Below are 23,184 nucleotides of genomic sequence, written 5' to 3' on the forward strand. Positions count from 1 at the left end.
GCAGTCTGCAGAACGTTCGACTACCGTGCAAACGCCCGCTGCCCAACGACAGATTGGCTCCGTAGAACGCGTAAATCGACCCCAGGCATCACCGACCAGGAGAGCATCCGATCAACGATCCATGGTGGATTTGCCGGATGGACCTTTGGCAATGCAGAACGACAAACCATTGCCCCCCGAAACTCTCGCAACCAACGAGCGCCAGAGCCACTCCGCCAGACCTTTCTCGCCCCTGCCCTATTCCGGGTCGTTTGCCTCCTCGGGTCGCGACCAATCGTTTGCTCTACCAGCACCGGCTGAAACCCGAAAACCGTCCCACGGCGGTACGGCTTTTTCCGGTGTGCGTTCAGTCATGGATACGGATGCGGTTCGACATTCCATTCCGCAATCGGAGATGGGCCAAACCTCGATAGACGTTCTCGAAACAGCTGCGCACACCGAACCGCCAGCCGTTCAAGAGCGCGCGCAATCCAATTCACCCCTTGCGCCGACGCGCGTTGAAGCCGCGCGCGGTGCAGCCGTTCAAATAAGCAACGCCTTCGGCAGCATCCAAAACGGCGACGCTGTGGATATCGCTCTGAACCCCGAGGAGCTTGGGCGCGTCCGCATGAGCATCGTGACACGCGATGACGCTATCACCTTGCACCTCGGCGCTGAAAGACCTGAAACCCTTGAACTTCTGCGCCGAAACATCGCCGAACTGGCCAGTGCATTCCGCGAGATCGGCTATGGCTCGGTCGACTTCACTTTCGGTGAAAGGACGGAGAGGCACCAGGATAGGGGCAAGCCCGACATCACCGATCAACCGCCCGACATAGCACCGTTGGACGAAGGCAACCGCCGCGACAGCCCACCGATGGCCCTGTCCGGTCTCGACATGAGGATGTGAGCATGACGATGGAAATCACGCAATCGGCGTCAGCGCCACGAAGCAGTACGAGCGCGAAACCGGGCAATCAGGCAGGGCTGTCTTCAGATTTTGAAACCTTCTTGAACATGCTGACAGCACAAGCCCGCTACCAGGACCCTCTGGAGCCGATCGATTCCTCGCAATACGCCGCGCAACTCGCACAGTTTTCGATGGTCGAACAGCAGGTACAAACCAACGACATGCTGACCGCGCTGGTTTCTCGACTCGGCGGGGCATCGATCGCGGAACTGGCGGGATGGGTCGGGATGGAGGCTCGGAGCCTTGCCCCCGCTCACTACCAAGGCACCCCGATAACGGTGATGCCTCAAATCGCCGAGAACGCGCTGACCGCGGCCCTGGTCGTCCGTGATGCCACCGGAACGGTCGTTGATCGTCAACAAGTCGATGTATCCGGAGAGGCTGTGGACTGGATCGGCGGTCCGGACCTTCCCAACGGGCTCTACAGCTTCTCTACAGAAAGCTATCAGGGTGATGAACTGCTCGACGATCTGGCGACACCCAGTTATCGCCGTATTACGGAGGCACGCCTCAAAGACGGCGAGGTACTTCTGGAGCTATCCGGAGGCAGCATCATTCGGTCAGTGGATGTTACGGGTCTGCGCCAAGGAGGTTGATCCGCCCAAGGTTTCAGGGCAAGTCTGCGGCCTGTTGCCATAAGCGCGAAGGGCTCCCTCCTGCACGAAACACCCGATCAACCGCCCCGGAAGGTGAGAAATCACCTGGTCCATATCGGCGCCGTGCCAGTCGCAGCGACCTTCTCGAAGCTGGCCGGAGGGCGCACGAACCGTGTGTGGCGCGTGGATACGGCCGGTGATCCCATCGTTCTGAAACTGTATCGCTCCAACCGCGATAACCCGCTCTTCCGGAACGACCCCGAGGCCGAAGCGCTCTGTCTTGCCGCGTTATCATCCAGCGGCCTTGCCCCGAACCTCCGTGCCCAGGGCGAGATCGACGGGACTCGATGGGTTGTTTACGACTTCTCCGCCGGCACCTGCTGGCGAACCGACCCCGCCCCAGTAGCCCGGATGCTGCATCGCTTGCACCGTCGGCCCGCACTGGGCATCGATCTTCCGCGAGGGCCGGATGGCAGCGCAGACCTTACCGCGCAGACACGGAACCTCATTTCGTTGTGTCGCCCCGATCTGCAACCGGACCTCATGACGCTGGCACCCGGAGGCGATGTCCCCGCCGCCGGTGCAAGCGCGATGATCCATGGCGATCCGGTGCCCGGCAATATCCTGTGCGGAGCCAAAGGTCTTTGCCTGATCGACTGGCAATGCCCGGTCCTTGGTGACCCCGCAGAAGACCTCGCGCTGTTTCTGTCCCCGGCCATGCAGTTCATTTACCGCGGCGCAGCACTGAGCGGGGCTGAACGCACAGCATTTCTTGGCGCTTACCCAGACCGGGAGGTGGTCGAGCGGTATCATTGTCTTCGTCCGTGGTTTACCTGGCGGATGGCGGCTTATTGCCTGTGGCGTTGCCAGCAGGGTGCGGCTGACTATGCTTCTGCCTACGAGTTGGAATGCGCTGAACTGCGCTGTCGCCTTTCAAAGATCGGCTAGTGCCAATGCGGCATAGGCCGGCGGCATGATCGCACGCCGCCACCGCCCGAACGGAAAGCGCCTCGCCAGACATGACATGACATCGGGCAAGCCCGGCTCCTGCCCCAGTGCCAGCCATGCCAGCGCCCGCCCGGAATAGGTGCCCATCGCAACACCATTTCCATGATAGGCAAACCCGGCGAACAGCCCGGGTTGCTTGGGCACAGGCCCGACGAAAGGCACCAGCCGCCGTGACAGGCAGACCATACCGGACCAGCTATGCGTGGTCTCGATCCCGCGCCAAGCCGGAAACATGCGATCGAAATCGCGCCGGACCCTGCGCCTTATCGAGGCCTCGGCGCGAGGCGAGGAGGTCAGGCCACCACGCATCCCGAACAGGAACCTCCGGTCCGGCATCAGGCGGAAGTAATGCAGCATGTTTCGCGTGTCATAAGCCATCTGATCAGAGGTCCAGCCCTGCGCCTCCAACTCTCCGGCACTCATGGGGCGCGTGACCATAACGGTGGATTGGGCCGGCATATAGCGGCTGGCCATCCATGGTGGCACATCCTCGGAGGAATAGCCGTTAGTGCAGATCAGAACGGCGTCGGCGGTGACGCCACCTGTCGGCGTGCTCACATGCCAGCCTTTCCCGTCCCGTCGGATCGACAACGCGGGACTGCGCTGAAACAAGGCCGCCCCGAAATTCTGCGCAGACCGCGCGAGACCAAAGAGATACTTGCTTGGGTTGAGCGCGAACCCGGTCGGATCGGTCAATCCTCCGTAAAAAGCCCCTGCAAGACCAAGGCCCGGCAGGTCCGAGGCCTCGTGCAGAGTCCCCCCTGCCTCGGCCTCGCGGCGCAAGGCCTCCATTGCGCGTGGCGAATGGGCCAGCCGGGTCTCACCCTTGGAATGCGTATCTGCATCAATCCGATGCGTCTCGATCAGGCTGCCGGCAAGCGCGACAGCCTCCACCTCGGCCTTGTGATACGCGGCGGTAGCCGCGGCCCCGTATTGCCGCTCCATGGCTGCGGTGCCGAGTTTGGCCCCGCCCAGACAGCAGAACCCGCCATTGCGTCCAGATGCACCCCAGCCCGGTGTTTCCGCCTCGAGCAGGGCGACCTTCGTCCCCTGCGCCGCGAGGTGGAGTGCGGCGGACATGCCGGTGAACCCGCCGCCGATAATGACGACATCGGCACGGGTTTCCTCGCCCAGGATGGGCCAGTCTGGTGCCGCGACGGTCTCGTCCCACCAGCATCCGTCACGCGGTCCGGGGCCATAGGTCCAGTCGGGAAAGATCCGCCTCATGTGCGGATCGCCGCAAGCTCGTCCTGCTGTTGGCGCACCATCGCGCGTTTCGTCACCAGCGATGCGGTGATGACGCCCACCGTCACGATGGCGATCATGATCGTCGACAGCGCGTTGATCTCGGGGCTGACACCCAGACGCACGGCCGAGAAGATCTTGATCGGCAAAGTCGTCGCCGAAGGACCAGCCGTGAAGGATGCAATCACAAGATCGTCAAGGGACAAGGTAAACGCCAGAAGCCAGCCGGAAATCACGGCGGGTGCAATGATCGGCAGGGTGACAAGGCGGAACGCCTCGGCCTGAGACGCCCCAAGATCCAGCGCGGCCTCCTCCAGAGAGCGGTCGAACGTCACGAGACGCGACGAGACCACGACCGACACGTAGCACATGGAGAAGGTGGTATGGGCCAGTACGATGGTCAGGATACCCCGGTCGAGCCCAATCCCGATGAACAGCAATAGCAGCGAAAGGCCGGTAATCACTTCGGGCATGACAAGCGGCGCATAGATCATCCCCGAAAACAGCGTCCGCCCAAGGAACCGGCCGGCCCGCACCAGAACCAGCGCCGCCATTGTGCCGAGGATTGTCGCCAGCGTCGAGGAAAGGACCGCCACCTTGACCGTAACCCATGCCGCGTCAAGGAAGGCCTCGTTTCGTAGAAGCTCACCGTACCACTTGGTTGAGAAGCCCGCCCAGACGGTGACCAGTTTCGACTCGTTGAAGCTGTAGATCACGAGGATGATCATCGGGATATACAGGAAGGCAAAGCCCAGCGTCAGCGAGACCGTGTTGAACCAACTCAGCCGGGTCATTGGTCGCTCTCCGCCTGTTTCTGCTGATTGCGCTGAAACAGCACGATCGGGATGATGAGGATCAGCAGCAGAACCACCGCCACCGCCGAAGCCACCGGCCAGTCGCGGTTCGAGAAGAACTCTTCCCACAGGACCTTGCCGATCATCAGCGTCTCCGATCCACCAAGGAGCGAGGGGATGACGAATTCACCGATCACGGGGATGAACACCAGGAAGCACCCGGCGATTATGCCGGGCCGCGACAGCGGTATGGTAACCAGCCAGAACGCCTGCGCACGCGAGCATCCCAGATCCTCGGCCGCCTCGATCAGCGACCCGTCCAACCGCTCGAGCGCGGCATAAATCGGCAGGATCATGAAGGGCAGATAAGTGTAAACGATGCCGATATAGACGGCGGTGTTGGTGTTCAGGATGATGAGTGGATCGGAAATGATACCCAGCATCATGAGAAACTGATTGAGAAGACCTTCGTTGCTCAGAATGCCCATCCACGCGTAGACGCGGATGAGGAACGAGGTCCAAAAGGGCAGGATCACCAGCATCATCAGCGTCGGGCGCCATTCCTGTGGCGCGCGGGCCATGCCATAGGCGATCGGGTAGCCGACAAGCAACGTCAGGAGCGTCGCCACCAAGGCGATCCGCACACTGCTTAGATACGCCTTCCAGTACAGGTCATCTTGCGTAAGGAAGACGAAATTCTCGAAGTCGAGCCCGGCAAGGAACTCCTTCAAGCCATCGGTCAAGGTCGGCGTGTAAGGAGGAATCGACAGCGCGATATCCGACAGCGAGATCTTGAACACGATGACGAACGGCACGAGGAACAGCGCCAGCAGCCATGCATAAGGTACCGCGATAAGGAAGAAGCGCCGCATCACTCGGCCAAGAGCACACCGGCAGTGGCTGTCCATGACAGCCAGACGGTGTCTTCCCAGGTAAAGCTGCGCCGCGCAATGCGGCGGGTGTTGGCGGTCTGCGCCTTGACGATGGTGCCGCCGGCGATTTCCACGTGATAGGTGGACAGATTGCCCAAATAGGCGATGTCGAGGATCTTGCCCTGCACCGCGTTGGCGGCTTCCTCCGGGCGCTCAGCCGAAATCGCCACCTTTTCGGGTCGGATCGCCAGGTGGCAGGCTTGGCCGTCGGAAAACGGCCGCGCCGATTTGGCAACCAGCGGTGCGCGGCCCTCGCCCCAATCGACGCCGTAGGTCTCGTCGCCGGTGGCGGTTGCCTTGCCTTCGATGATGTTCACGTCACCGATGAAATCGGCCACGTAGACCGAGTTCGGCGTCTCGTAGATACGGTCAGGTGTGGCGACCTGCATCAGTTTGCCGTCATTCATCACCGCAACCCGGCTGGCGACGGTCATCGCCTCTTCCTGGTCGTGGGTGACGATGACAAAAGTGGTGCCCGTCTTTTCTTGGATGTCCATCAGCTCGAACTGCGTGTCCTGCCGCAGTTTCTTGTCGAGCGCACCGAGCGGTTCATCGAGAAGCAGGAGTTTCGGCGCCTTGGCAAGGCTGCGCGCGAGGGCGACGCGCTGCCGCTGCCCGCCCGAGATCTGGTGCGGTTTGCGACCCGAGAAACGTTCCAGCCGCGTCAGGCGCAACATCTCATGCACCCGCCCTTCGAGATCGGCCTTCGGCATCCGGTCCCGGCGCAGGCCAAAGGCGATGTTTTCATACACGGTCAGATGCGGGAACAACGCATAGGACTGAAACATCATGTTCACCGCCCGTTTGTTGGGCGGGATCGGGTCGATATCCTGCCCGGCCAGCATGATTTGTCCGCTTGTCGGCTTTTCGAACCCCGCCAGCATCCGCATCATCGTCGTCTTGCCACAGCCCGACGGCCCCAGAAGGGCAAAGAACTCGCGCTCGAATATGTCGAGCGTCAGGTCCTCGATGGCAGTGAAATCGCCGAATTTCTTGGTGACGTTCTGGAACTGGATCAACGGCTTGGCGCCGGGGTCGTTCCACGGTTCGAAAACACCGGCATGCGCGGCCGGTTTCGGTTTCATCTTGGGGGCGGTATCGGCCATGCAAGCATCCGGGATATGGAAAGGCCTGCACCGGTTCTGGCGCAGGCCGATAGGGGCGAGCGGGTCAGGTACCCGATTTCACCTTGGTCCAGAGGCGGGTCACCACACGCTGCACCTTGGGGGGATAGGGCGTGGTGGTGAACAGGTTTTCCAGCGTCGCTTCGTCGGGATAGATTGCCGGATCGCCGATCACGTCCTCGACAAGGAATTCCTGGCTCGCGGCGTTGCCGTTGGCGTAATAGACGTAGTTGGACGCCGCCGCCATGTTTTCCGCGTCCATGATGAAGTTCAGGAAAACATGCGCGCCTTCGGGGTTCGGCGCGTCGACTGGGACGGCCATCTGGTCGAACCACATCTGCGCGCCTTCCTTGGCCGCGTGATAGGCGATCTCGATACCATTTTCGGCCTCGACCGCACGATCGCGGGCCTGCAGGACATCACCCGACCAGCCGACCGCGACGCAGATATCGCCATTGGCCAGCGCATTGATGTATTCCGAGCTGTGGAACTTCTGAATATGCGGACGCACTGCCATCAGCACCGGTTCGGTCTTGGCGATCACATCGGGGTCGTGGCTGTCGGGATCCTCGCCAAGATATTGCAGCACCATCGGGATCATTTCCGCCGGCGCATCAAGGAAATGCACACCGCATTGGGCGAGCTTTTCCATGTTCTCGGGCTTCAGCACCAAGTCCAGGCTGTCAATGGGCGCGTCGTCACCCAGCGCTTCCTTGACCTTGCCGACATTCACGCCGATCCCGGTGGTGCCCCACATGTAGTTGATCGAATACTCGTTGGCAGGATCGTATTGCTCGGTCCGGCTGCTGACCACGTCCCACATGTTCTCGATATTGGGCAGCTTCGACTTGTCGAGCTTCTGGAACGCGCCTGCCTGGATCTGACGCTGCAGGAATGTCCCCGACGGGACCACCACGTCATAGCCGGACCCACCCGCAAGCATCTTGGTTTCCAACAACTCGTTGCTATCGAATACGTCATAGACCAGAGTCAGGCCGGTTTCTTCCTCGAACTTGGACAGCAGGTCCTCGTCGATATAGTCCGACCAATTGTAGACCCGCACCTCCTGCGCGGCGGCGACCGACGCGGCCAGCGCAAGCACAGAGGTAAGGGTGAGTGTCTTGAACATCATTGGTGTCTCCCTGAAGGTCACGGGTATATTCCCGTCTCGCCCGGATTTGATCAAGTTTTGCCTTCCACGGCAACAGGGTTTATGTTTCCACGCAAGGTGGCGTCGCGCAAGCAGCGGCGCCTGAATGGGGCAAGGTCCGGATGCAATGAACAAAAAACAGGCTGTGGCACGTGACCTCGACGGGGCGAAACGCCCTGCGCATGAGCAAGTGTACCAGCGCCTGCGTGACATGATCCTGTTCGGAGAATTGGCGCCCGGGCAAGCCGTCACGATTCAGGGCCTGACCGAAACGCTCGACGCGGGCATGACGCCGGTGCGCGAGGCAATCCGGCGGTTGATCTCGGACGGCGCTCTTGTGCATCAGGACAATCGCAGGGTCACGGTGCCGGTCCTGACGGCCACCGACATTGAAGAGCTGAATTTCCTAAGAAAAACAATAGAGCCCGAGTTGGCGGCGCGGGCGGGCGCACGATTGGACGCCCCGGGCATAGACACGCTTGAGGCGATTGATGCCAGCCTTGACGCAGCGATATCCTCTGGCGATGTCGAAGGGTATCTGCGCCACAACCACGCCTTTCATGCGGCCCTCAACGCGTCGGCCGACGCACCGGTCATGTCCGACCTCGTCGACCGGTTGTGGCTGCGATTCGGGCCGTCACTACGGGTCGTCTGCGGCCGGTTCGGCACGCAAAACCTGCCGGACCGGCACAAGGAATTGCTCGCCGCCCTGCGCGCAGATGATTCCGCCGCGATCCGGCAGGCCATGCTGGATGACGTGGAACAAGGCATGATGATGATGGACGGTGTCCTTTCGCAGGCCCCGACATCCAGCGATTCGATTGACACGGAATAATTTGATCATATCCTGACGCGCAATTGACCCGACCCATTCCCTTCCAGGAGGCACGCCCATGTCCGCCATCACCAACCACATGCCGACCGAGGAGCTTCAGCGCCTCGACGCGGCGCACCACATGCATCCGTTCACGGCCAATGGCCCGCTGAGCAAGAAGGGAGCGCGCGTCATCACCCGCGCCAAGGGTGTCTACCTGACCGATAGCGATGGCGAGCAGATACTCGACGCGATGTCCGGCTTGTGGTGCGTCAACATCGGCTATGGCCGCGACGAACTGGCCGAGGCCGCCGCGCGGCAGATGAAGGAACTGCCCTATTACAATACGTTCTTTCAGACCACGCACGTCCCCGCCATCGCGCTGGCCGACAAGCTGGCGCAGCTTGCGCCCGGCGATCTGAACCACGTCTTTTTCGCCGCAGGCGGGTCCGAGGCGAATGACACCAATATCCGCATGGTGCGCACCTATTGGGCAGCCAAGGGCAAACCGGACAAAAAGGTGATCATCAGCCGCAAGAACGCGTATCACGGGTCGTCAATGGGCTCGGCCAGCCTTGGCGGCATGGGATACATGCACGCGCAAGGCGGATTGCCGATCCCCGACATCCATCACATCAATCAGCCCAATTGGTGGGCCGAGGGCGGCGACATGACACCCGAGGAGTTCGGACTTGCCCGCGCCCGCGAGCTTGAAGAGGCGATCCTCGAAATGGGCGAAGATCGCGTTGCAGCCTTCATCGGAGAGCCGATCCAGGGGGCCGGTGGCGTCATCATCCCGCCCGAGACCTACTGGCCCGAAATTCAGCGCATCTGCGACAAGTACGAGATCCTGCTGATCGCGGACGAGGTCATCACCGGCTTCGGGCGCACCGGGAACCTGTTCGGCTCGCAGACTTTCGGCATCCGCCCCGACATCATGACGATCGCCAAAGGCCTGAGTTCGGGCTACGCGCCCATTGGCGGCTCGATCGTGTCCGACGAGGTGGCCGCGGTGATGGCAGAGGTCGAATTCAGCCACGGCTACACCTATTCGGGCCACCCGGTGGCCGCGGCGGTCGCGCTTGAGAACCTGCGCCTGATCGAAGAAGAGAAAATGGTCGAGCATGTGCGCGATACAGCAGCCCCGCTTGTCCGCGAGCACTGGCTCAAACTGACCGAGCACGAAATGGTTGGCGAGGCAGTTATCACCGGCCTCATGGCATCCATCGCGCTGACACCCGACAAATCCACACGTGCCAAGTTCGCATCCGATCCCGGCACCGTCGGCTCGATCTGCCGTGACATCTGCTTTTCGAACAATGTCATCATGCGCCATATTGGCGACCGGCTGGTGATTGCACCGCCGATCACCATCACGCCGCCGGACATCGAAGAGATGTTCACTCGCATCAACCGCTCGCTGGAACAGGCGGCATCGGCCATCAAGGACCAGGGGCTGATGCAGGCGGCATCCTGAAGTTGCATGTTTTTTGCGAACGCCGCCCACAGGGGCGGCGTTTTGCGTTTCTGGCCCGTTTCCCCTAGGGTGCGGCATGTCGCTGCCCGCCGTGAATCGTCGTAATCCGGTTGCAACGCACCAAAACCTGCGTTTAGGCTTCGATATCAAGCGGCAGAGACCGCTGACAAAATTAAATGGGGAGACCGCTTTGGCTGCTACCAACGGCGACGATGCGTTTGTCGAATTCGAACGCGTCCAAAAGAGCTATGATGGCGAAACGCTCGTTGTCAAAGACCTGAACCTCACCATGCCCAAGGGCGAGTTTCTGACCATGCTGGGGCCGTCGGGGTCGGGCAAGACGACCTGCCTGATGATGCTGGCCGGGTTCGAGACGGCGACACATGGCGATATCCGGCTGGACGGTGTCTCGATCAACAACATCCCACCGCACAAGCGCGGAATCGGGATGGTGTTCCAGAACTACGCGCTGTTCCCCCACATGACGATCAGCGAGAACCTCAGTTTTCCGCTCGAGGTTCGCAAGATGGGCAAGTCCGAGCGTGAGGAAAAGGTTAAACGCGCCCTCGACATGGTCGAGATGGGTGCGTTCGGTGGCCGACGCCCCGCGCAGCTTTCCGGCGGTCAGCAGCAGCGCGTCGCCCTTGCACGCGCGCTAGTGTTCGAGCCCGAGCTGGTGTTGATGGACGAACCGCTGGGCGCACTCGACAAGCAGCTGCGCGAAAAGATGCAGTTCGAAATCACCGACCTCGCCCACCGTCTGGGCATCACCGTGGTTTACGTTACGCATGACCAGACAGAGGCGCTGACCATGTCGGACCGCGTCGCCGTTTTCAACGACGGGCGCATCCAGCAGCTCGATCCGCCGGACGTGCTTTATGAGGAGCCGAAAAACAGCTTCGTCGCGCAGTTCATCGGTGAAAACAACACGCTCGAAGGCACGATCAAGGAGGTCAACGGCGACATCGGCCTCATCCAGCTGGACGATGGCGGGCTGATTGACGCCAAGCTGATCAACGTGTCGACACCCGGCGAACGAACCCGTGTGTCGATCCGGCCCGAGCGCGTGGAATTCAACCGCGACCGGCTTCAGCCCGAAGCCCATACGCTCAAGGCCGAAGTTCTGGAATTCATCTACATGGGCGATATCTTTCGCACACGGCTGCGGGTCGCCGGGAACGACGAGTTCATCATCAAGACCCGCAACGCACCCGACCAGGTGCGTCTGCAACCCGGCCAGCAGATCGAGATCGGCTGGCTGCCGCAGGATTGCCGCGCGCTCGACGCCTGATCTGGCGCGCGCAGTACTCCCCGGCTTGCGATCCGGGGCAAGAACCCACTCAAAAATCGCTTCAACAAGGAGAGATCTAAATGAAACTCACGAAACTGACCGCCCTTGCAGTCACGACGGCCCTCGTCGCGCCTGCCGTGTCCGCACAGGACATGGCCGACGAGATGACCATCGTGTCCTGGGGCGGCGCCTACTCGAAGTCGCAGCAGAACGCGTATCACGAGCCCTACATGGAAAAGACGGGCGTCAAGATCATCAACGACGAAAGCTCGGCCGAGGCCGTGGCCAAGCTGCGCGCGATGAACGAGGCGGGCAATGTCACCTGGGACGTGGTTGACGTCGTGGCCGCCGACGCGTTGCGCCTGTGCGACGAAGGCCTGGCAATGGAAATCGACCCCGACGAGCATCTCGCGGCAGCGCCCGATGGCACCTCGGCAGAGGACGATTTCGGTGACTTGCTGGTCGGCGACTGCTTTATCCCGCAGATCGTGTATTCGACCACCTTCGGCTATCGCACCGACATGGTCCCCGAAGGCGTCGAGCCGCCGAGCCAGATCTGCGACGTGTTCGACCTCGAGAAGTATCCGGGCAAACGCGCGCTGGAAAAGCGTCCGATCAACAACATGGAATGGGCCCTGCTCTGCGATGGCGTCGCCAAGGATGACGTCTATGACGTACTCGAAACCGAAGAGGGCCAGGAGCAGGCACTCGCCAAGCTCGACACCATCAAGGACGAAGTGATCTGGTGGTCGGCCGGTGCCGATACACCGCAGCTGCTTGCCGATGGCGAGATCTTCATGGGGTCGACCTATAACGGCCGTCTCTTCTCGGTGATCGAGGAGCAGGACCAGCCGGTCGCGATGATGTGGGACGCGCAGGTCTTTGACCTTGACGGCTGGATCATCCCCACCGGCCTGCCCGAAGACCGCCTGAACCGCGCGCTTGACTACATCATGTTCGCCACCGATACGCAGCGCCTGGCAGATCAGGCCAAATGGATCTCTTACGGTCCTGCGCGCAAGTCCTCGGCACCGCTGGTGGGTCAGCATGCCGAGCTGGGTATCGACATGGCGCCGCACATGCCGACCGATCCCGAGAACGCCAAGAACACGTTCCTCTACAACTACGAGTTCTGGGCCGACTATCGCGACGACATCGACGCGAAGTTCCAGGCATGGCTGGCCCAGTGATCGGCTGAATGCCGACGAAACACCGAAGGGGCCTCAACAGGCCCCTTCACCCCAACGACAATAATCCAAGACCGACGGGGAAAATCATGAGCGACGTGACAGACGCCACAACCGGCAAGCGGGCTCCGACGCCCGACGACGCGCTTCGGACAGCCGAAAGCAAGCAAGGTGGGCCGGTTCTGGCCGCGGATGGCACGCCCCTCAAGCGTAGTCTCGCGCGCGCACTGCGGATGCAGAAACTGCGCGCACTAGCCCTTATCGCGCCGCTTCTGATTTTCGTCCTGTTGACCTTCATCATGCCGATCGCGGACATGTTGTTCCGCTCGGTCGAAAACTCGATCGTGTCGACCACCCTGCCCTACACGACCGAGACGCTGGCCGACTGGGACCCCGATGGCGGCGACGCACCCGGCGAAGAGGTGTTCGAAGCGCTCTACTACGACATGTTCATCGCCGCCGAGGCAAAAGAGCATACGACACTCGGCACGCGTCTGAACTATGAGAACACCGGCATCTCGTCTCTGTTCCGAGGGTCGGGCCGCAAGGTCGATGACGTCGGCGAGGATCAGATCGAACTGCTCGAGGACCAGGGCGATCATTGGGAAGACCCCGCCTTCTGGCACGCGATGATGTCTGGTACGGGCGGGGCCGATGACGGCATCCTTGCCCAGCAGCGCCAGCGTTTGTCCAACCTGACATCCGACAGTTTCAACGGTGAAATCGGATTCTCGCCCGGTGCGGAAATCGCCGGCATCCTGCCACGGACGGTACGCGCCTATACCGCCTTCGCCCTGTTCACCGCCATTGCCGAAGGCGACGTCGTCGCCGAGGAAGAGCCGTGGGAAGCCGTCAAGGTGGCGTTGGTCGAGGATCTGCGCACCGCAGATCTGAGCGGGTACTCCGGCCCGGGAGCGGCGGAGCTGCAGGAAGCGCAGGGCGCATTGTCAGGCGCTGAACCGATCGCCTACCGTGCGGCCTTCGAAGATATTGACGAGGACTGGGCCGATACCGACGTCTGGCGTACGATCAAGATCTATTCGCCAAACTATACCAGCGGGTATTTCCTGAACGCCATCGACATGCAAAAGGGCCCCGATGGCGCTGAGGCGCGACCGGAGAACCAGCAGATCTACATCATGCTGTTCAAGCGCACGCTGTTCATGTCGCTGATGATCACGGGCTCGTGCATCCTGCTGGGCTATCCGGTCGCGTGGATCCTGGCCAACCTTCCAGCCCGCAGTGCGAACATGCTGATGATCCTCGTGCTGCTGCCCTTCTGGACCTCGCTTCTGGTCCGGACCTCGGCATGGAAGGTGATGCTACAACAGCAGGGCGTGATCAACGACACGCTGGTATGGCTGGGCCTTGTGGCCGACGAGGCGCGGCTGGTCATGATCAACAACCAGTTCGGCACAATCGTCGCGATGACGCATATCCTGCTGCCCTTTATGATCCTGCCGATGTATTCGGTGATGCAGACGATCAATCCATCCTATCTGCGCGCCGCGAAATCGTTGGGTGCAACGAACTGGACGGCGTTCTGGCGGGTCTATTTCCCGCAATCGGTGCCCGGGATCGGGGCCGGGTCGATCCTCGTGTTCATCCTTGCCATCGGCTATTATATCACGCCCGAGATCGTCGGCGGCACCACGGGTACCTTCATCTCGAACCGGATCGCCTATCACATCTCGTCCTCGCTCAACTGGGGTCTTGCTGCGGCGCTGGGGACGATCCTGCTTGCGGTCGTGCTGATCCTTTACTGGGCCTATGACAAGATCGTCGGCATCGACAACGTGAAACTGGGGTAAGGCACATGGCATTGACACCTGTAGAAAACCAGACCCCCGGTTTCGTGGCCGCCGTATCGGCTGCGGCAGGGGCGTTTTTCGGTCTCTTCATCGGCACGGCGCAGGGGTCCGGGCTGCTTGGCATCCTGATCGGCGCGGCGCTCTTGGGCGTTATGGGCTTTGTGTTTGCGAGCATGACCGACAAGGAAAAACCGTTACGCTGGGGGATCTTGGCGGTATTCGTGATCGCCGGGTTCCTGACCGGAGGCTTGCCCGGATTGGTTATGGGCATCCTGTTCGGATGGTTCGTCGGCTGGTTCATCTTCTGGCTTGCGACCTCGCGCTACCGGGCGCACCTGGCGCCTTACCTCACACCGGGGCAGGTTTTGTGGCACTACACGTTCCGAGTGATCTGTGGCGCAATATTCGTTTTCCTCATAACGCCGATCCTCGTGGTCATGCCGCTGAGCTTCAATGCCGAGGATTTCTTTACTTTCACGCCTGAGATGCTGAGATTTGACCCCGAAGGCTATTCTCTCAAGCATTACAATGACTTCTTTACCAATGCCGACTGGCAGCAGGCGCTGTGGAACTCGGTCAAGATCGCGCCGATGGCGACGCTTCTGTCGGTGAGCTTTGGCACTTTGGCGGCAATCGGGTTGAGCCAGCCTCATGTTCCGTTCCGCCGCGCGATCATGGCGATCCTGATTTCACCGATGATCGTGCCGCTGATCATCTCGGCCGCGGGGATGTACTTCTTCTACAGCCGGATCGGGCTTCAGGGCACGTATTTCGGTGTCGTCCTTGCCCATGCGGCGCTGGGAATTCCCTTTGTTATCATCACAGTAACGGCAACCCTGGTGGGCTTTGACAACTCGTTGACGCGGGCTGCGGCGAACATGGGGGCCGGCCCGGTAACGACGTTTTTCAGGGTCCAGATGCCGTTGATCCTGCCGGGTGTGATCTCGGGCGGGCTGTTTGCCTTCATCACCTCGTTCGACGAGGTGGTCGTGGTGCTGTTCGTCGGCTCTGCGGGCCAGAAAACCCTTCCTTGGCAGATGTTTACTGGTCTGCGCGAGCAGATTTCGCCAACCATCCTGGCGGTTGCGACGATCCTTGTGGCGATCTCGATCATGTTGCTGGCGACGGTCGAATTGCTGCGGCGGAGGTCCGAGCGGCTGCGCGGCATGTCGCCCACCTGACCTGACAAACGGATCGGGGGTACCACGCCGGGTTCCCCCTGAACCGCGCGAATTGTCCGTTTTGTACATCTCCCGGCAGGGTGATCGACCGTTTTGTACAAAACCCGGAGGGGGGTACCAAAGGGGGTCGGATGGCAATCGAGGTATTATCCGGGCACGTTCAGTCCGACGGCGTTGCCGCCGCCTTTGCCTCCATTCCGGAGGAGAGCCGGGCCGGGTTGCTGAAACTGCGCGCGCTGATCCTTGACACCGCGCAACGGCTGGAACAGCCGGTCGAAGAGACCCTGCGCTGGGGGCAGCCGAGCTATATCGCACCCAAGGGGAGCGCCCTGCGGATCTGGACCCACAAGGCGGCGCGGTTCGCCTTGTTCGTGCATTGCCAGACCCGCCTGATGGAGGAACATCGGACAGCGTTTCCGGGGATGGACCGGATCGATGGGAACCGGGCGATCCTGTTCGACACGACCGACGAGATCGACCCGGACCGGCACGGGATGCTGATCGCGCGGGCGTTGACCTACAAGCAGACGCGTTAGTCGGGACGGTGGCGCGCCGCTTAGCGCGTCTGTCGCCGCTTGCGTTCGACCTTGCGCTTGATCTTGTCCTTCTTGCGCTTGGCCTGCACGGCCTTGCGTTTGGGCGCGGTGCGGCCAGCGCGGCCCCTGCCCCCGCTGCCGCCGCGCGGCATGTCCTGATCCTCGATCGACAGCAATTCCAGTTCGAGCCCGCCGGTGACGGGGGTGGCCTCGGTCAGTTTGACGCTGACGCGCTGGCCGATGGCGATGATCAGCCCGGTATCCGCCCCCATCAGCGTTCCGGCCTCGCGGTCGAAATGAAAGAACTCGCGCCCGAGCGAGCGGACAGGCACAAGCCCGTCAGCGCCGGTTTCGTCCAGCTTGACGAAGGCACCGAACCGCGCGATGCCGCTGATGCGGCCGGTGAATTCGCTGCCGACGCGTTCCGAGAGATAGGCCGCGAGGTAGCGGTCGGTGGTGTCGCGTTCGGCCATCATCGAGCGGCGCTCGGTATCCGAGATATGCTCGGCTGTTTCCTCGAGCCTGTCGATCTCTTCCTGCGAGAGACCGTCATCGCCCCAGCCATGCGCGGTGATGAGCGCGCGGTGCACGATGAGGTCGGAATAGCGCCGGATCGGCGAGGTGAAATGCGCGTAGTTGCGCAGGGCGAGGCCGAAATGGCCGTAATTTTCCGGGCTGTAATAGGCCTGGGCCATGGACCGCAGCGTGGAGAGGTTGATGAGCTCTGCCTCTTCGGTGCCGGCGGCGGCATTCAATAGCGCGTTGAGGTGGCGGGTTTGCAGCACCTGTCCTTTGGCCAGCGTCAACCCGGCGGCCTGCGCGGTTTCGCGGAGCGATTCCAGCTTTTCCGGCGCGGGCTCCTCGTGCACGCGGAAGAGCAGCGGGCGGCGTTTGGCGATCAGTGTCTCGGCGGCGGCGACGTTGGCGAGGATCATGAACTCCTCGATCAGCTTGTGCGCATCGAGCCGGTCGCGGAAGGCCACCGAGGTCACGTTGCCGTTGTCATCCAGCACGATGCGGCGTTCGGGCAGGTCCAGATCAAGCGGCTGGCGGCGCTCGCGGGCATCGCGCAGGGCGTGATACGCGGCATAGAGCGGTTTGATGACCTCGTCGAGCAGCGGGCCGGTCTTGTCGTTGGGCGCGCCGTCGATGGCCTTTTGCACGTCTTCGTAGGCGAGCGAGGCGGCAGAGCGCATCAGGCCCCGGTGAAAGCTGTGGTCGATCTTGTTGCCGTCGGCGTCGATCCGCATGCGCACGGCCATGGTGGCGCGCGGCACACCCTCGTGCAGGGAGCACAGATCGCCCGAGAGCCGGTCGGGCAGCATCGGCACGACCCGGTCGGGGAAATAGGTGGAATTACCACGCTTGCGCGCCTCGCGGTCGAGCGCGGAGCCCGGCGTGACGTAATGGGCGACATCTGCGATGGCGACCCAGATCACGTGCCCGCCGGGGTTCTTGGGGTCGTCATCGGCGTGGGCATAACACGCGTCGTCATGGTCGCGCGCATCCGAGGGGTCGATGGTGACGAGCGGCAGGTCACGCATGTCCTCACGCCCCGAAAGGCCAGCGGGCTTGGCGCGGTCGGCCTCGGCGATGACCTTGTCGGGGAAATCGTCGGGGATGCCATGCTGGTGGATGGCGATCAGCGAGACGGCCTTGGGCGCCGACGGGTCGCCAAGCCGTTCCACGATGCGCGCGCGCGGCAGGCCCATGCGTTTCGGTCCGGCCTGCTCGGCCTCGACCAGCTCGCCGTCGCGGGCGCTGAGCGTGGCGCTATCGGCCACGGACCATTCGTTCTGCCCGGCCTTGTCGATCGGCACGATGCGCCCGCCCTCGGCCGTCTTGCGGAAGATGCCGACGATCTTGCGGGGGTTGGCGCCGATCTTGCGGATGAGCCGCGCCTCGTAATTGTGGTCTTCCTCGTGCACCACGGTCAGGCGGGCGAGGATGCGGTCGCCCTCGCCCAGCGCGGGGTCGGAGGCGCGGGGCAGGACGAGCACGATGGGCTCCACCCCTTCGCCGTGCCATTCGAGTGGACGGGCAAACAGGTCGCCATCGGCGTTGGGTGCCTTGACCTGCAACACGCTGACCGGGGGCAGGCGGTCGGGGTCACGATAGCTGCGCTTGCGCTTTTCGAGATGGCCCTCGGCCTCGAGCTCGCGCAGGACGCGCTTGAGGTCGATGCGGTCGGCCCCCTTGATCCCGAACGCCTTGGCGATGTCGCGCTTGGAGGTCAGGGTGGGGTTGGCGGAGATCCAGTCGAGGACCTCCTGCTTGGTGGGGATGCGTGTCATGACCGGGACGTATCACGCGCCGGGTGCGCGGTCATCCGGGAAAACGCGCGGTGTGGCGCGGTGGGCCGCGAGATCGGCGGCGGTGTCGATATCGGCCAGCGTGTCGGTCAGCGCGACGCGCGCGGCCGGGGCGCTGGCGATTGTGTCCGCGAGCGCATGATGTGTGGACCAGCGGACATTGGCGAAGAGCCCGCGCGGCAGACGCTGCGGATGACCGCCGACAAGCCAGTAGCCGCCATCATGCGCCGGGCCGAAGACGAGGTCATGTGTGCCCAGAGCCGCGAAGGCGCGGGCGATATGGGCGCGGGTGATTCCCGGGATGTCGGCCCCGATCACGCAGGCCCGTCCCGGCGCGGCGGCGCGCAGCTGGCGGGCCATGCGCGTGCCGAGATCGCCTTGCCCCTGCGCGCGGCGCGGCAGGCCGGCAGGCCATGCGCGACTTGCGAGCCCGGCCCGGTCGGGCGCGACGGCCAAAACGATCTGCCAGCGCGGGTCACGCAGGCGGCGTAGCAGGGCGCGGGTCTGGTGCCGGAACCACCACGCGGCGGCGGTCGTGCCGATGTCACGCGCCAGCCGCGTCTTGACGCGACCGGGGCGCGGTTCCTTGACCATGACGATCAGGGTCTGGCGCATGTCAGGCGAAGTAGTCGCGCAGGATCCGGGAATAGATCGATTTCAACTGGTGGATCTGCTCGACCGGCACGTTCTCGTCGACCTGGTGCATGGTCTTGCCGACAAGGCCGAATTCAACGACGGGGCAATGATCCTTGACGAAGCGCGCGTCCGAGGTGCCGCCGGTGGTCGACAGTTCCGGCGTGATCCCGGTTTCGGCGGCAACGGCGCGGGAGACGAGATCGGACAGTTCGCCCGGCGGCGTGAGAAAGCTCTCGCCCGAGATCTTGATCTTCATCTCGACGGTGACGCCGAATTCTTCGGCCACGCGGTCGCCCTCGGCCCGCAGCCAGTCGCTGAGCGAAGCGCCGCTATGGGTGTCGTTGAACCGGATGTTGACCGCGCCCGTGCACGCGGCGGGGATGACGTTGTTGGCCGGGTTCCCGGTGTCGATGGTGACGACGGCGAGCGTCGAGGGGTCGAAATGGTCGGTGCCCTGATCCAGCTCGTGACTGGCGAGGCGGTCCATCAGCCGCGCCATCGCGGGGAGCGGATTTTTCGCGCGATGCGGATAGGCGGAATGGCCCTGTTTGCCGGTGACGGTGATCCAAGCTGTCATCGAGCCACGGCGACCGATCTTGATCATGTCGCCCATGTTCTCCGGGCAGGTCGGCTCTCCGACGAGGCAGACGGACATCTGCTCGCCCTGATCGGCCATCCAGTCCAGAAGCGCGGTTGTGCCGTCGGTGGCGTCGCCCTCTTCGTCGCCGGTGATGGCAAGGATCACTGCACCGTCGGGGGGCGTGTCGCGCACGAAATCGACGGCAGCGGCGGCAAAGGCCGCGACGCCCGACTTCATGTCGGTGGCGCCCCGGCCATAGAGAATGCCGCCCTGTTCCTCGGCGCCGAAGGGGTCATGCGTCCACGCGGCGGCGTCGCCCACCGGCACCACGTCGGTATGCCCGTTGAAGCCGAAGCTGCGGGCATGGCCCTTGTCACCCCAGCGGGCATAGAGGTTGGCGATGCCACCACGATCGACCCGCGTGCAGGTGAACCCGGCGCCGGACAGGAGCCTCTCGAGCAGGGGCAACGCGCCGCCGTCTTCGGGCGTGACCGAGGGACAGCGAATGAGATCGGCGGTGAGTTTGGCGGGGTCGGTCGCGGACATGGGGCCCTCTTTGTGGTGTTGCGGTGACAGGTTTGTGTCGAAAACGCCCCTTTCACAACCCGTTTCGCGCAAACCCGCTTAACAGAGCGGCACCGCGCCGGTAACATTCAAGCAATAACAAGGACCTGAGGCAGGTCACCCGAGCATCATCCGGCAAAGACCGGAGATTTCGAAACAGCGCCCGACCGCAGAGCCCGCCAAGGGCCGTCGTGCGCCATGTCTGTTCCGTGGACGGGAGGTGGTAGCCCCGTGCCGGCGCGGTCTCCTGCCCGTGGTCCACATGAGGGGCAAGGGCGAGATGGCGACGGGGGCGGAGCTCAATTACCAGGTCAATGCCAGCGCGACGGCGATGGCGCAGGAGATTTTCGGCGACGGGGTAAGCATCGTCGACGCATCCTATTCGGGTGACCGGAACTCTTCTGCGATCTATTCCAACGGGGACGCGCTGGCACCGGGGGCCACGCCCGGAGACAGCGGCGTGATCCTGTCCACCGGTCGGGCGACCAATTTCACCCGTTCCGGCGGCGATCCGAACCGGGCGACCAACACATCGACCAACACGCGCGGCGAGAACGGCAACGACGATTTCGACGAGGCTGCCGGTACGCGGACATATGACGCGTCTTATCTGGACGTGACGTTCATCCCGACCGAGGACAAGATGACGATGCAGTTCGTCTTTTCCTCGGAGGAATATCCCGAGTTCCAGAATTCGGTGTACCAGGATTTCGTCGGCGTCTGGATCAACGGACAGCAGGTCGATCTGGCTGTGGGAAATGGCGACACCGATCCGGGCAACATCAATTCCGTGTCGAACGAGAACCTGTTCCTCGACAATACGGGGGACGATTACAACACCGAGATGGACGGGCTGACCGTCACCATGACGCTGACGATGGATGTCATCGCCGGGGCCGAGAACACGATCCGGATCGGTGTGGCGGACGTGTCCGACAGCAACTACGATTCCAACCTGCTGATCGCGGCGGACAGCATCCAGACCGATTTCGTTGCGATCACGGACGAGACCACGCTCTATCCCGATGGCAGCGTGACCCTCGATGTGCTGGCCAATGACGAGAGCGCCTCGGGCGGGGTGCTGACGATCACCCACATCAACAATGTCGCGGTGAACGCGGGCGATATCGTCACGCTGAATACCGGGCAGACGGTGCAGCTGAACGCCGATGGGACGATCACCGTTTTTGGCGACGGCGACACCGAGGATTTCAACTTTACCTACTCGGCCACCAACGGGACCAATGACGATACCGGGTTCGTCAAGGTAAGCCAGGTGCCCTGTTTCGTGGCCGGGACGCTGATCCGGACCGCGCGCGGCGAGCGGCCGGTCGAGGCGCTGCGGCTGGGTGAGATGGTCGAAACGCGCGATCACGGCCCGCAACCGCTGCGCTGGATCGGGCGGCGGCGCGTGGCCGCCGAGGGAGAGTTCGCGCCGATCCACATCCGCGCGGGCACCTTTGGGCGGCATGGTGACGTGATGGTGTCGCCGCAGCACCGCATCCTGGTGCGGGACAGCCTGGCCGAGTTGCTGTTCGGCGAGGCCGAGGTTCTGGTCGCCGCGCGCGACCTGGTCAATGACCGCTCGGTCACCCGGCGGCCGGGCGGAGCGGTGACCTATGTGCACATGATGTTCGACGCGCATGAGGTCGTCTGGGCCTCGGGGCTGGAGACCGAGAGTTTCCTGCCCGGCCCGCAGACCACGAGCGTGTTCGAACAGCCGGTGATCGACGAGATCTGCCGGATCTTTCCCGAACTCGACCCGCAGACCGGGCTGGGATACGGGCCCGCCGCGCGGCGGACGTTGCGCAGCTACGAGGCGGGATTGTTGTTTGCAGACAGGAGGGTCGCGTGATGGGGTGGATCGCGCTTTGGGATAGTGAAACGGAGCTGTTCGCGCCGCGGGGGTTGCGGGCGGGACCGGATGCGCCGGACCTGATCGGCAGCGGTGAGGACGACCTTGTCACTCGCGGGACGCTGGTCATCGAGACGCGGATGCCGAGCGCAAGCCGGCCCCGCGCCCTGTTGCATTACGAGCGCACGGGCAGCTGGCCCTTTCACCTGTCGGTTCAGGCGATCCCCGGCGGCGGGCTGATCTTTGTCCTGAACCAGGGCGGCTGCGTCATTCACCATGCCATCGATTCCACCGATACCGGCCGGCAGGAGGTGCTGCGGCTGAGCTATAGCTGGGATGCTCCGGCCCGGCGCGGGCGGATCGCGCTGGAACAGAACAACAGCGAGGTGGTGCACCTGATCGACCTTGCCGCGCCGCCGCCGCTGCGCGCGGGCGATCTGCGCGCCTTGTTCCGTGAGGGTCCGCGCCGTTTCGTTGCGCCCGATATCGCGTTCCTTGCGCTGTCGTCGCGGATCGAGGCGGTGGGGCCGATGCCGGCGTTGGTGCCCGACACGCCGATCGCGACGCCGCAGGGCTATCGCCCGCTGCGCGAGATCCGTCGCGGCGACCTGGTGGTGACACCCGAGGGCGATGCGGTTCCGGTTCTGGCGCGGGTCAGCCGTTCGGTGGTGGCCCGTGGCATGACACGGCCGCTTTACCTGCGCGCGCCCTATTTCGGGCTGGGGCAAGACATCTTTGCCGCGCCGTCGCAGCGGCTGGTGCTGAGCGGGTCGGACGTGGAATACCTGTTCGGGCACGAGGCCGTGCTGGCCCCCGCCGCCGCGCTGACGGGTGGGCATTCCGTGCTGGAGGCGCGATCGGGCCCGGTCATCACCTATGCGCAGCTGTTGTTGCCCAAGCACGAGCCGATCCTTGCCGCGGGCGCCGTGGTCGAGAGCCTTTACATCGGGCGGCTGCATCGCAAGCCCGGCTTGCTGGCGGCGAGCGTTCTGGCCGGCTATGACCGGTCTCGCCTGCCCGATCACGGAAGGGCGCGTCTGCCGGTGCTGCGCGGGTTCGAGGCGCGTGTTCTGGCCGAGCGCCGTGCGGCATAATACCCGGACCTTGCGCTTGCCGGGGGCCGCGCATAGGGGTATGGGGCG

At 63.1% G+C, this 23,184-nt stretch carries 20 protein-coding genes; 12 read left to right on the forward strand and 8 right to left on the reverse strand.

Going from position 1 to position 23,184, the window contains the following annotated elements; translation table 11 throughout:
- Positions 1 to 565 precede the first annotated feature (565 nt).
- From fliK to ACFORG_RS00400, 3 genes are all read left to right on the forward strand, one after another.
- Positions 566 to 889: a flagellar hook-length control protein FliK gene (fliK, locus tag ACFORG_RS00390; protein ID WP_386733392.1), complete on the forward strand. Its 324-nt coding sequence runs from the start codon at positions 566 to 568 to the stop codon at positions 887 to 889.
- A 2-nt stretch (positions 890 to 891) separates the two neighbouring features.
- Positions 892 to 1,545: a flagellar hook capping FlgD N-terminal domain-containing protein gene (locus ACFORG_RS00395; protein WP_386733393.1), complete on the forward strand. Its 654-nt coding sequence runs from the start codon at positions 892 to 894 to the stop codon at positions 1,543 to 1,545.
- 93 nt (positions 1,546 to 1,638) lie between these two features.
- The gene (locus tag ACFORG_RS00400) at positions 1,639 to 2,493 is read left to right on the forward strand and encodes a phosphotransferase family protein (protein WP_386733394.1); all 855 of its coding nucleotides are present in this window, start codon (positions 1,639 to 1,641) and stop codon (positions 2,491 to 2,493) included.
- Here ACFORG_RS00400 and ACFORG_RS00405 read toward each other — a convergent pair.
- The 5 genes from ACFORG_RS00405 to ACFORG_RS00425 all read right to left on the reverse strand — a co-directional run bounded on the left by ACFORG_RS00405 (position 2,479) and on the right by ACFORG_RS00425 (position 7,780).
- A complete protein-coding gene (locus tag ACFORG_RS00405; protein WP_386733395.1) occupies positions 2,479 to 3,780 on the reverse strand; it encodes an NAD(P)/FAD-dependent oxidoreductase in 1,302 nt (433 codons plus the stop codon). The genes ACFORG_RS00400 and ACFORG_RS00405 overlap by 15 nt on opposite strands.
- Positions 3,777 to 4,592 (reverse strand): ABC transporter permease, encoded by an 816-nt coding sequence (locus ACFORG_RS00410; RefSeq protein WP_386733396.1) that lies wholly within the window; start codon positions 4,590 to 4,592, stop codon positions 3,777 to 3,779. The genes ACFORG_RS00405 and ACFORG_RS00410 overlap by 4 nt, the downstream gene beginning before the upstream one ends.
- Positions 4,589 to 5,464 carry an ABC transporter permease subunit gene (locus ACFORG_RS00415; protein ID WP_386733397.1) on the reverse strand — a complete coding sequence of 292 codons (876 nt, stop codon included), beginning with the start codon at positions 5,462 to 5,464 and terminating at the stop codon, positions 4,589 to 4,591. Before ACFORG_RS00415 ends, ACFORG_RS00410 begins: the two co-directional genes overlap by 4 nt.
- Positions 5,464 to 6,630 (reverse strand): ABC transporter ATP-binding protein, encoded by a 1,167-nt coding sequence (locus tag ACFORG_RS00420; protein ID WP_386733398.1) that lies wholly within the window; start codon positions 6,628 to 6,630, stop codon positions 5,464 to 5,466. Before ACFORG_RS00420 ends, ACFORG_RS00415 begins: the two co-directional genes overlap by 1 nt.
- 64 nt (positions 6,631 to 6,694) lie before the next feature.
- Positions 6,695 to 7,780, reverse strand: coding sequence for a polyamine ABC transporter substrate-binding protein (locus ACFORG_RS00425; RefSeq protein ID WP_386733399.1), 1,086 nt, complete (start codon positions 7,778 to 7,780; stop codon positions 6,695 to 6,697).
- A 145-nt stretch (positions 7,781 to 7,925) separates the two neighbouring features.
- On the opposite strand from ACFORG_RS00425, the gene ACFORG_RS00430 reads away from it, so the two are divergent.
- The 7 genes from ACFORG_RS00430 to ACFORG_RS00460 all read left to right on the forward strand — a co-directional run bounded on the left by ACFORG_RS00430 (position 7,926) and on the right by ACFORG_RS00460 (position 16,095).
- Entirely contained in the window at positions 7,926 to 8,633 is a 708-nt protein-coding gene (locus ACFORG_RS00430) for a GntR family transcriptional regulator (RefSeq protein ID WP_386733400.1), read from the forward strand.
- 58 nt (positions 8,634 to 8,691) lie between these two features.
- A complete protein-coding gene (locus tag ACFORG_RS00435; protein ID WP_386733401.1) occupies positions 8,692 to 10,089 on the forward strand; it encodes an aspartate aminotransferase family protein in 1,398 nt (465 codons plus the stop codon).
- Positions 10,090 to 10,279: 190 nt separating this feature from the next.
- Complete coding sequence (locus ACFORG_RS00440; RefSeq protein WP_386733402.1) at positions 10,280 to 11,380, forward strand: ABC transporter ATP-binding protein; 1,101 nt, start codon at positions 10,280 to 10,282, stop codon at positions 11,378 to 11,380.
- Between the two features lie 80 nt (positions 11,381 to 11,460).
- A complete protein-coding gene (locus ACFORG_RS00445) occupies positions 11,461 to 12,570 on the forward strand; it encodes an extracellular solute-binding protein (protein WP_386733403.1) in 1,110 nt (369 codons plus the stop codon).
- Positions 12,571 to 12,656: 86 nt separating this feature from the next.
- Positions 12,657 to 14,378 carry an ABC transporter permease gene (locus ACFORG_RS00450; RefSeq protein WP_386733404.1) on the forward strand — a complete coding sequence of 574 codons (1,722 nt, stop codon included), beginning with the start codon at positions 12,657 to 12,659 and terminating at the stop codon, positions 14,376 to 14,378.
- A gap of 5 nt (positions 14,379 to 14,383) precedes the next feature.
- Complete coding sequence (locus ACFORG_RS00455) at positions 14,384 to 15,559, forward strand: ABC transporter permease (protein ID WP_386733405.1); 1,176 nt, start codon at positions 14,384 to 14,386, stop codon at positions 15,557 to 15,559.
- Between the two features lie 131 nt (positions 15,560 to 15,690).
- A complete protein-coding gene (locus ACFORG_RS00460; protein ID WP_386733406.1) occupies positions 15,691 to 16,095 on the forward strand; it encodes a DUF1801 domain-containing protein in 405 nt (134 codons plus the stop codon).
- A 20-nt stretch (positions 16,096 to 16,115) separates the two neighbouring features.
- Here the strand turns inward: ACFORG_RS00460 and rnr are convergent, their stop codons facing one another.
- From rnr to dapE, 3 genes are read right to left on the reverse strand one after another with little or no spacing between them, the layout of a single operon-like run.
- Positions 16,116 to 18,389: a ribonuclease R gene (rnr, locus tag ACFORG_RS00465; protein WP_386733407.1), complete on the reverse strand. Its 2,274-nt coding sequence runs from the start codon at positions 18,387 to 18,389 to the stop codon at positions 16,116 to 16,118.
- A 12-nt stretch (positions 18,390 to 18,401) separates the two neighbouring features.
- A complete protein-coding gene (locus ACFORG_RS00470; RefSeq protein WP_386733408.1) occupies positions 18,402 to 19,022 on the reverse strand; it encodes a TIGR04282 family arsenosugar biosynthesis glycosyltransferase in 621 nt (206 codons plus the stop codon).
- Position 19,023: 1 nt separating this feature from the next.
- Entirely contained in the window at positions 19,024 to 20,169 is a 1,146-nt protein-coding gene (dapE, locus tag ACFORG_RS00475) for a succinyl-diaminopimelate desuccinylase (RefSeq protein ID WP_386733409.1), read from the reverse strand.
- A gap of 298 nt (positions 20,170 to 20,467) precedes the next feature.
- Here dapE and ACFORG_RS00480 point away from each other — a divergent pair, with 298 nt between their 5' ends.
- Both ACFORG_RS00480 and ACFORG_RS00485 read left to right on the forward strand, forming a co-directional pair.
- On the forward strand, positions 20,468 to 22,042 hold the full coding sequence (locus ACFORG_RS00480; protein WP_386733410.1) for a Hint domain-containing protein: 1,575 nt from the start codon (positions 20,468 to 20,470) through the stop codon (positions 22,040 to 22,042).
- Positions 22,042 to 23,136 (forward strand): Hint domain-containing protein, encoded by a 1,095-nt coding sequence (locus tag ACFORG_RS00485; protein ID WP_386733885.1) that lies wholly within the window; start codon positions 22,042 to 22,044, stop codon positions 23,134 to 23,136. The genes ACFORG_RS00480 and ACFORG_RS00485 overlap by 1 nt, the downstream gene beginning before the upstream one ends.
- Positions 23,137 to 23,184: the final 48 nt, after the last annotated feature.

Source organism: Lutimaribacter marinistellae (genome assembly GCF_042648365.1).
Lineage (GTDB): Bacteria > Pseudomonadota > Alphaproteobacteria > Rhodobacterales > Rhodobacteraceae > Lutimaribacter_A > Lutimaribacter_A marinistellae.

Coding starts and splice junctions, on each gene's coding strand:
- ACFORG_RS00460 (WP_386733406.1), top strand. CDS start 15,691: ATGGCAATCGAGGTATTATCCGGGCACGTTCAGTCCGACGGCGTTGCC.
- ACFORG_RS00485 (WP_386733885.1), top strand. CDS start 22,042: ATGGGGTGGATCGCGCTTTGGGATAGTGAAACGGAGCTGTTCGCGCCG.
- ACFORG_RS00470 (WP_386733408.1), bottom strand. CDS start 19,022: ATGCGCCAGACCCTGATCGTCATGGTCAAGGAACCGCGCCCCGGTCGC.
- ACFORG_RS00405 (WP_386733395.1), bottom strand. CDS start 3,780: ATGAGGCGGATCTTTCCCGACTGGACCTATGGCCCCGGACCGCGTGAC.
- ACFORG_RS00450 (WP_386733404.1), top strand. CDS start 12,657: ATGAGCGACGTGACAGACGCCACAACCGGCAAGCGGGCTCCGACGCCC.
- ACFORG_RS00455 (WP_386733405.1), top strand. CDS start 14,384: ATGGCATTGACACCTGTAGAAAACCAGACCCCCGGTTTCGTGGCCGCC.
- rnr (WP_386733407.1), bottom strand. CDS start 18,389: ATGACACGCATCCCCACCAAGCAGGAGGTCCTCGACTGGATCTCCGCC.
- dapE (WP_386733409.1), bottom strand. CDS start 20,169: ATGTCCGCGACCGACCCCGCCAAACTCACCGCCGATCTCATTCGCTGT.
- ACFORG_RS00410 (WP_386733396.1), bottom strand. CDS start 4,592: ATGACCCGGCTGAGTTGGTTCAACACGGTCTCGCTGACGCTGGGCTTT.
- ACFORG_RS00395 (WP_386733393.1), top strand. CDS start 892: ATGACGATGGAAATCACGCAATCGGCGTCAGCGCCACGAAGCAGTACG.
- ACFORG_RS00480 (WP_386733410.1), top strand. CDS start 20,468: ATGGCGACGGGGGCGGAGCTCAATTACCAGGTCAATGCCAGCGCGACG.
- ACFORG_RS00435 (WP_386733401.1), top strand. CDS start 8,692: ATGTCCGCCATCACCAACCACATGCCGACCGAGGAGCTTCAGCGCCTC.
- ACFORG_RS00415 (WP_386733397.1), bottom strand. CDS start 5,464: ATGCGGCGCTTCTTCCTTATCGCGGTACCTTATGCATGGCTGCTGGCG.
- ACFORG_RS00445 (WP_386733403.1), top strand. CDS start 11,461: ATGAAACTCACGAAACTGACCGCCCTTGCAGTCACGACGGCCCTCGTC.
- ACFORG_RS00425 (WP_386733399.1), bottom strand. CDS start 7,780: ATGATGTTCAAGACACTCACCCTTACCTCTGTGCTTGCGCTGGCCGCG.
- ACFORG_RS00430 (WP_386733400.1), top strand. CDS start 7,926: ATGAACAAAAAACAGGCTGTGGCACGTGACCTCGACGGGGCGAAACGC.
- ACFORG_RS00420 (WP_386733398.1), bottom strand. CDS start 6,630: ATGGCCGATACCGCCCCCAAGATGAAACCGAAACCGGCCGCGCATGCC.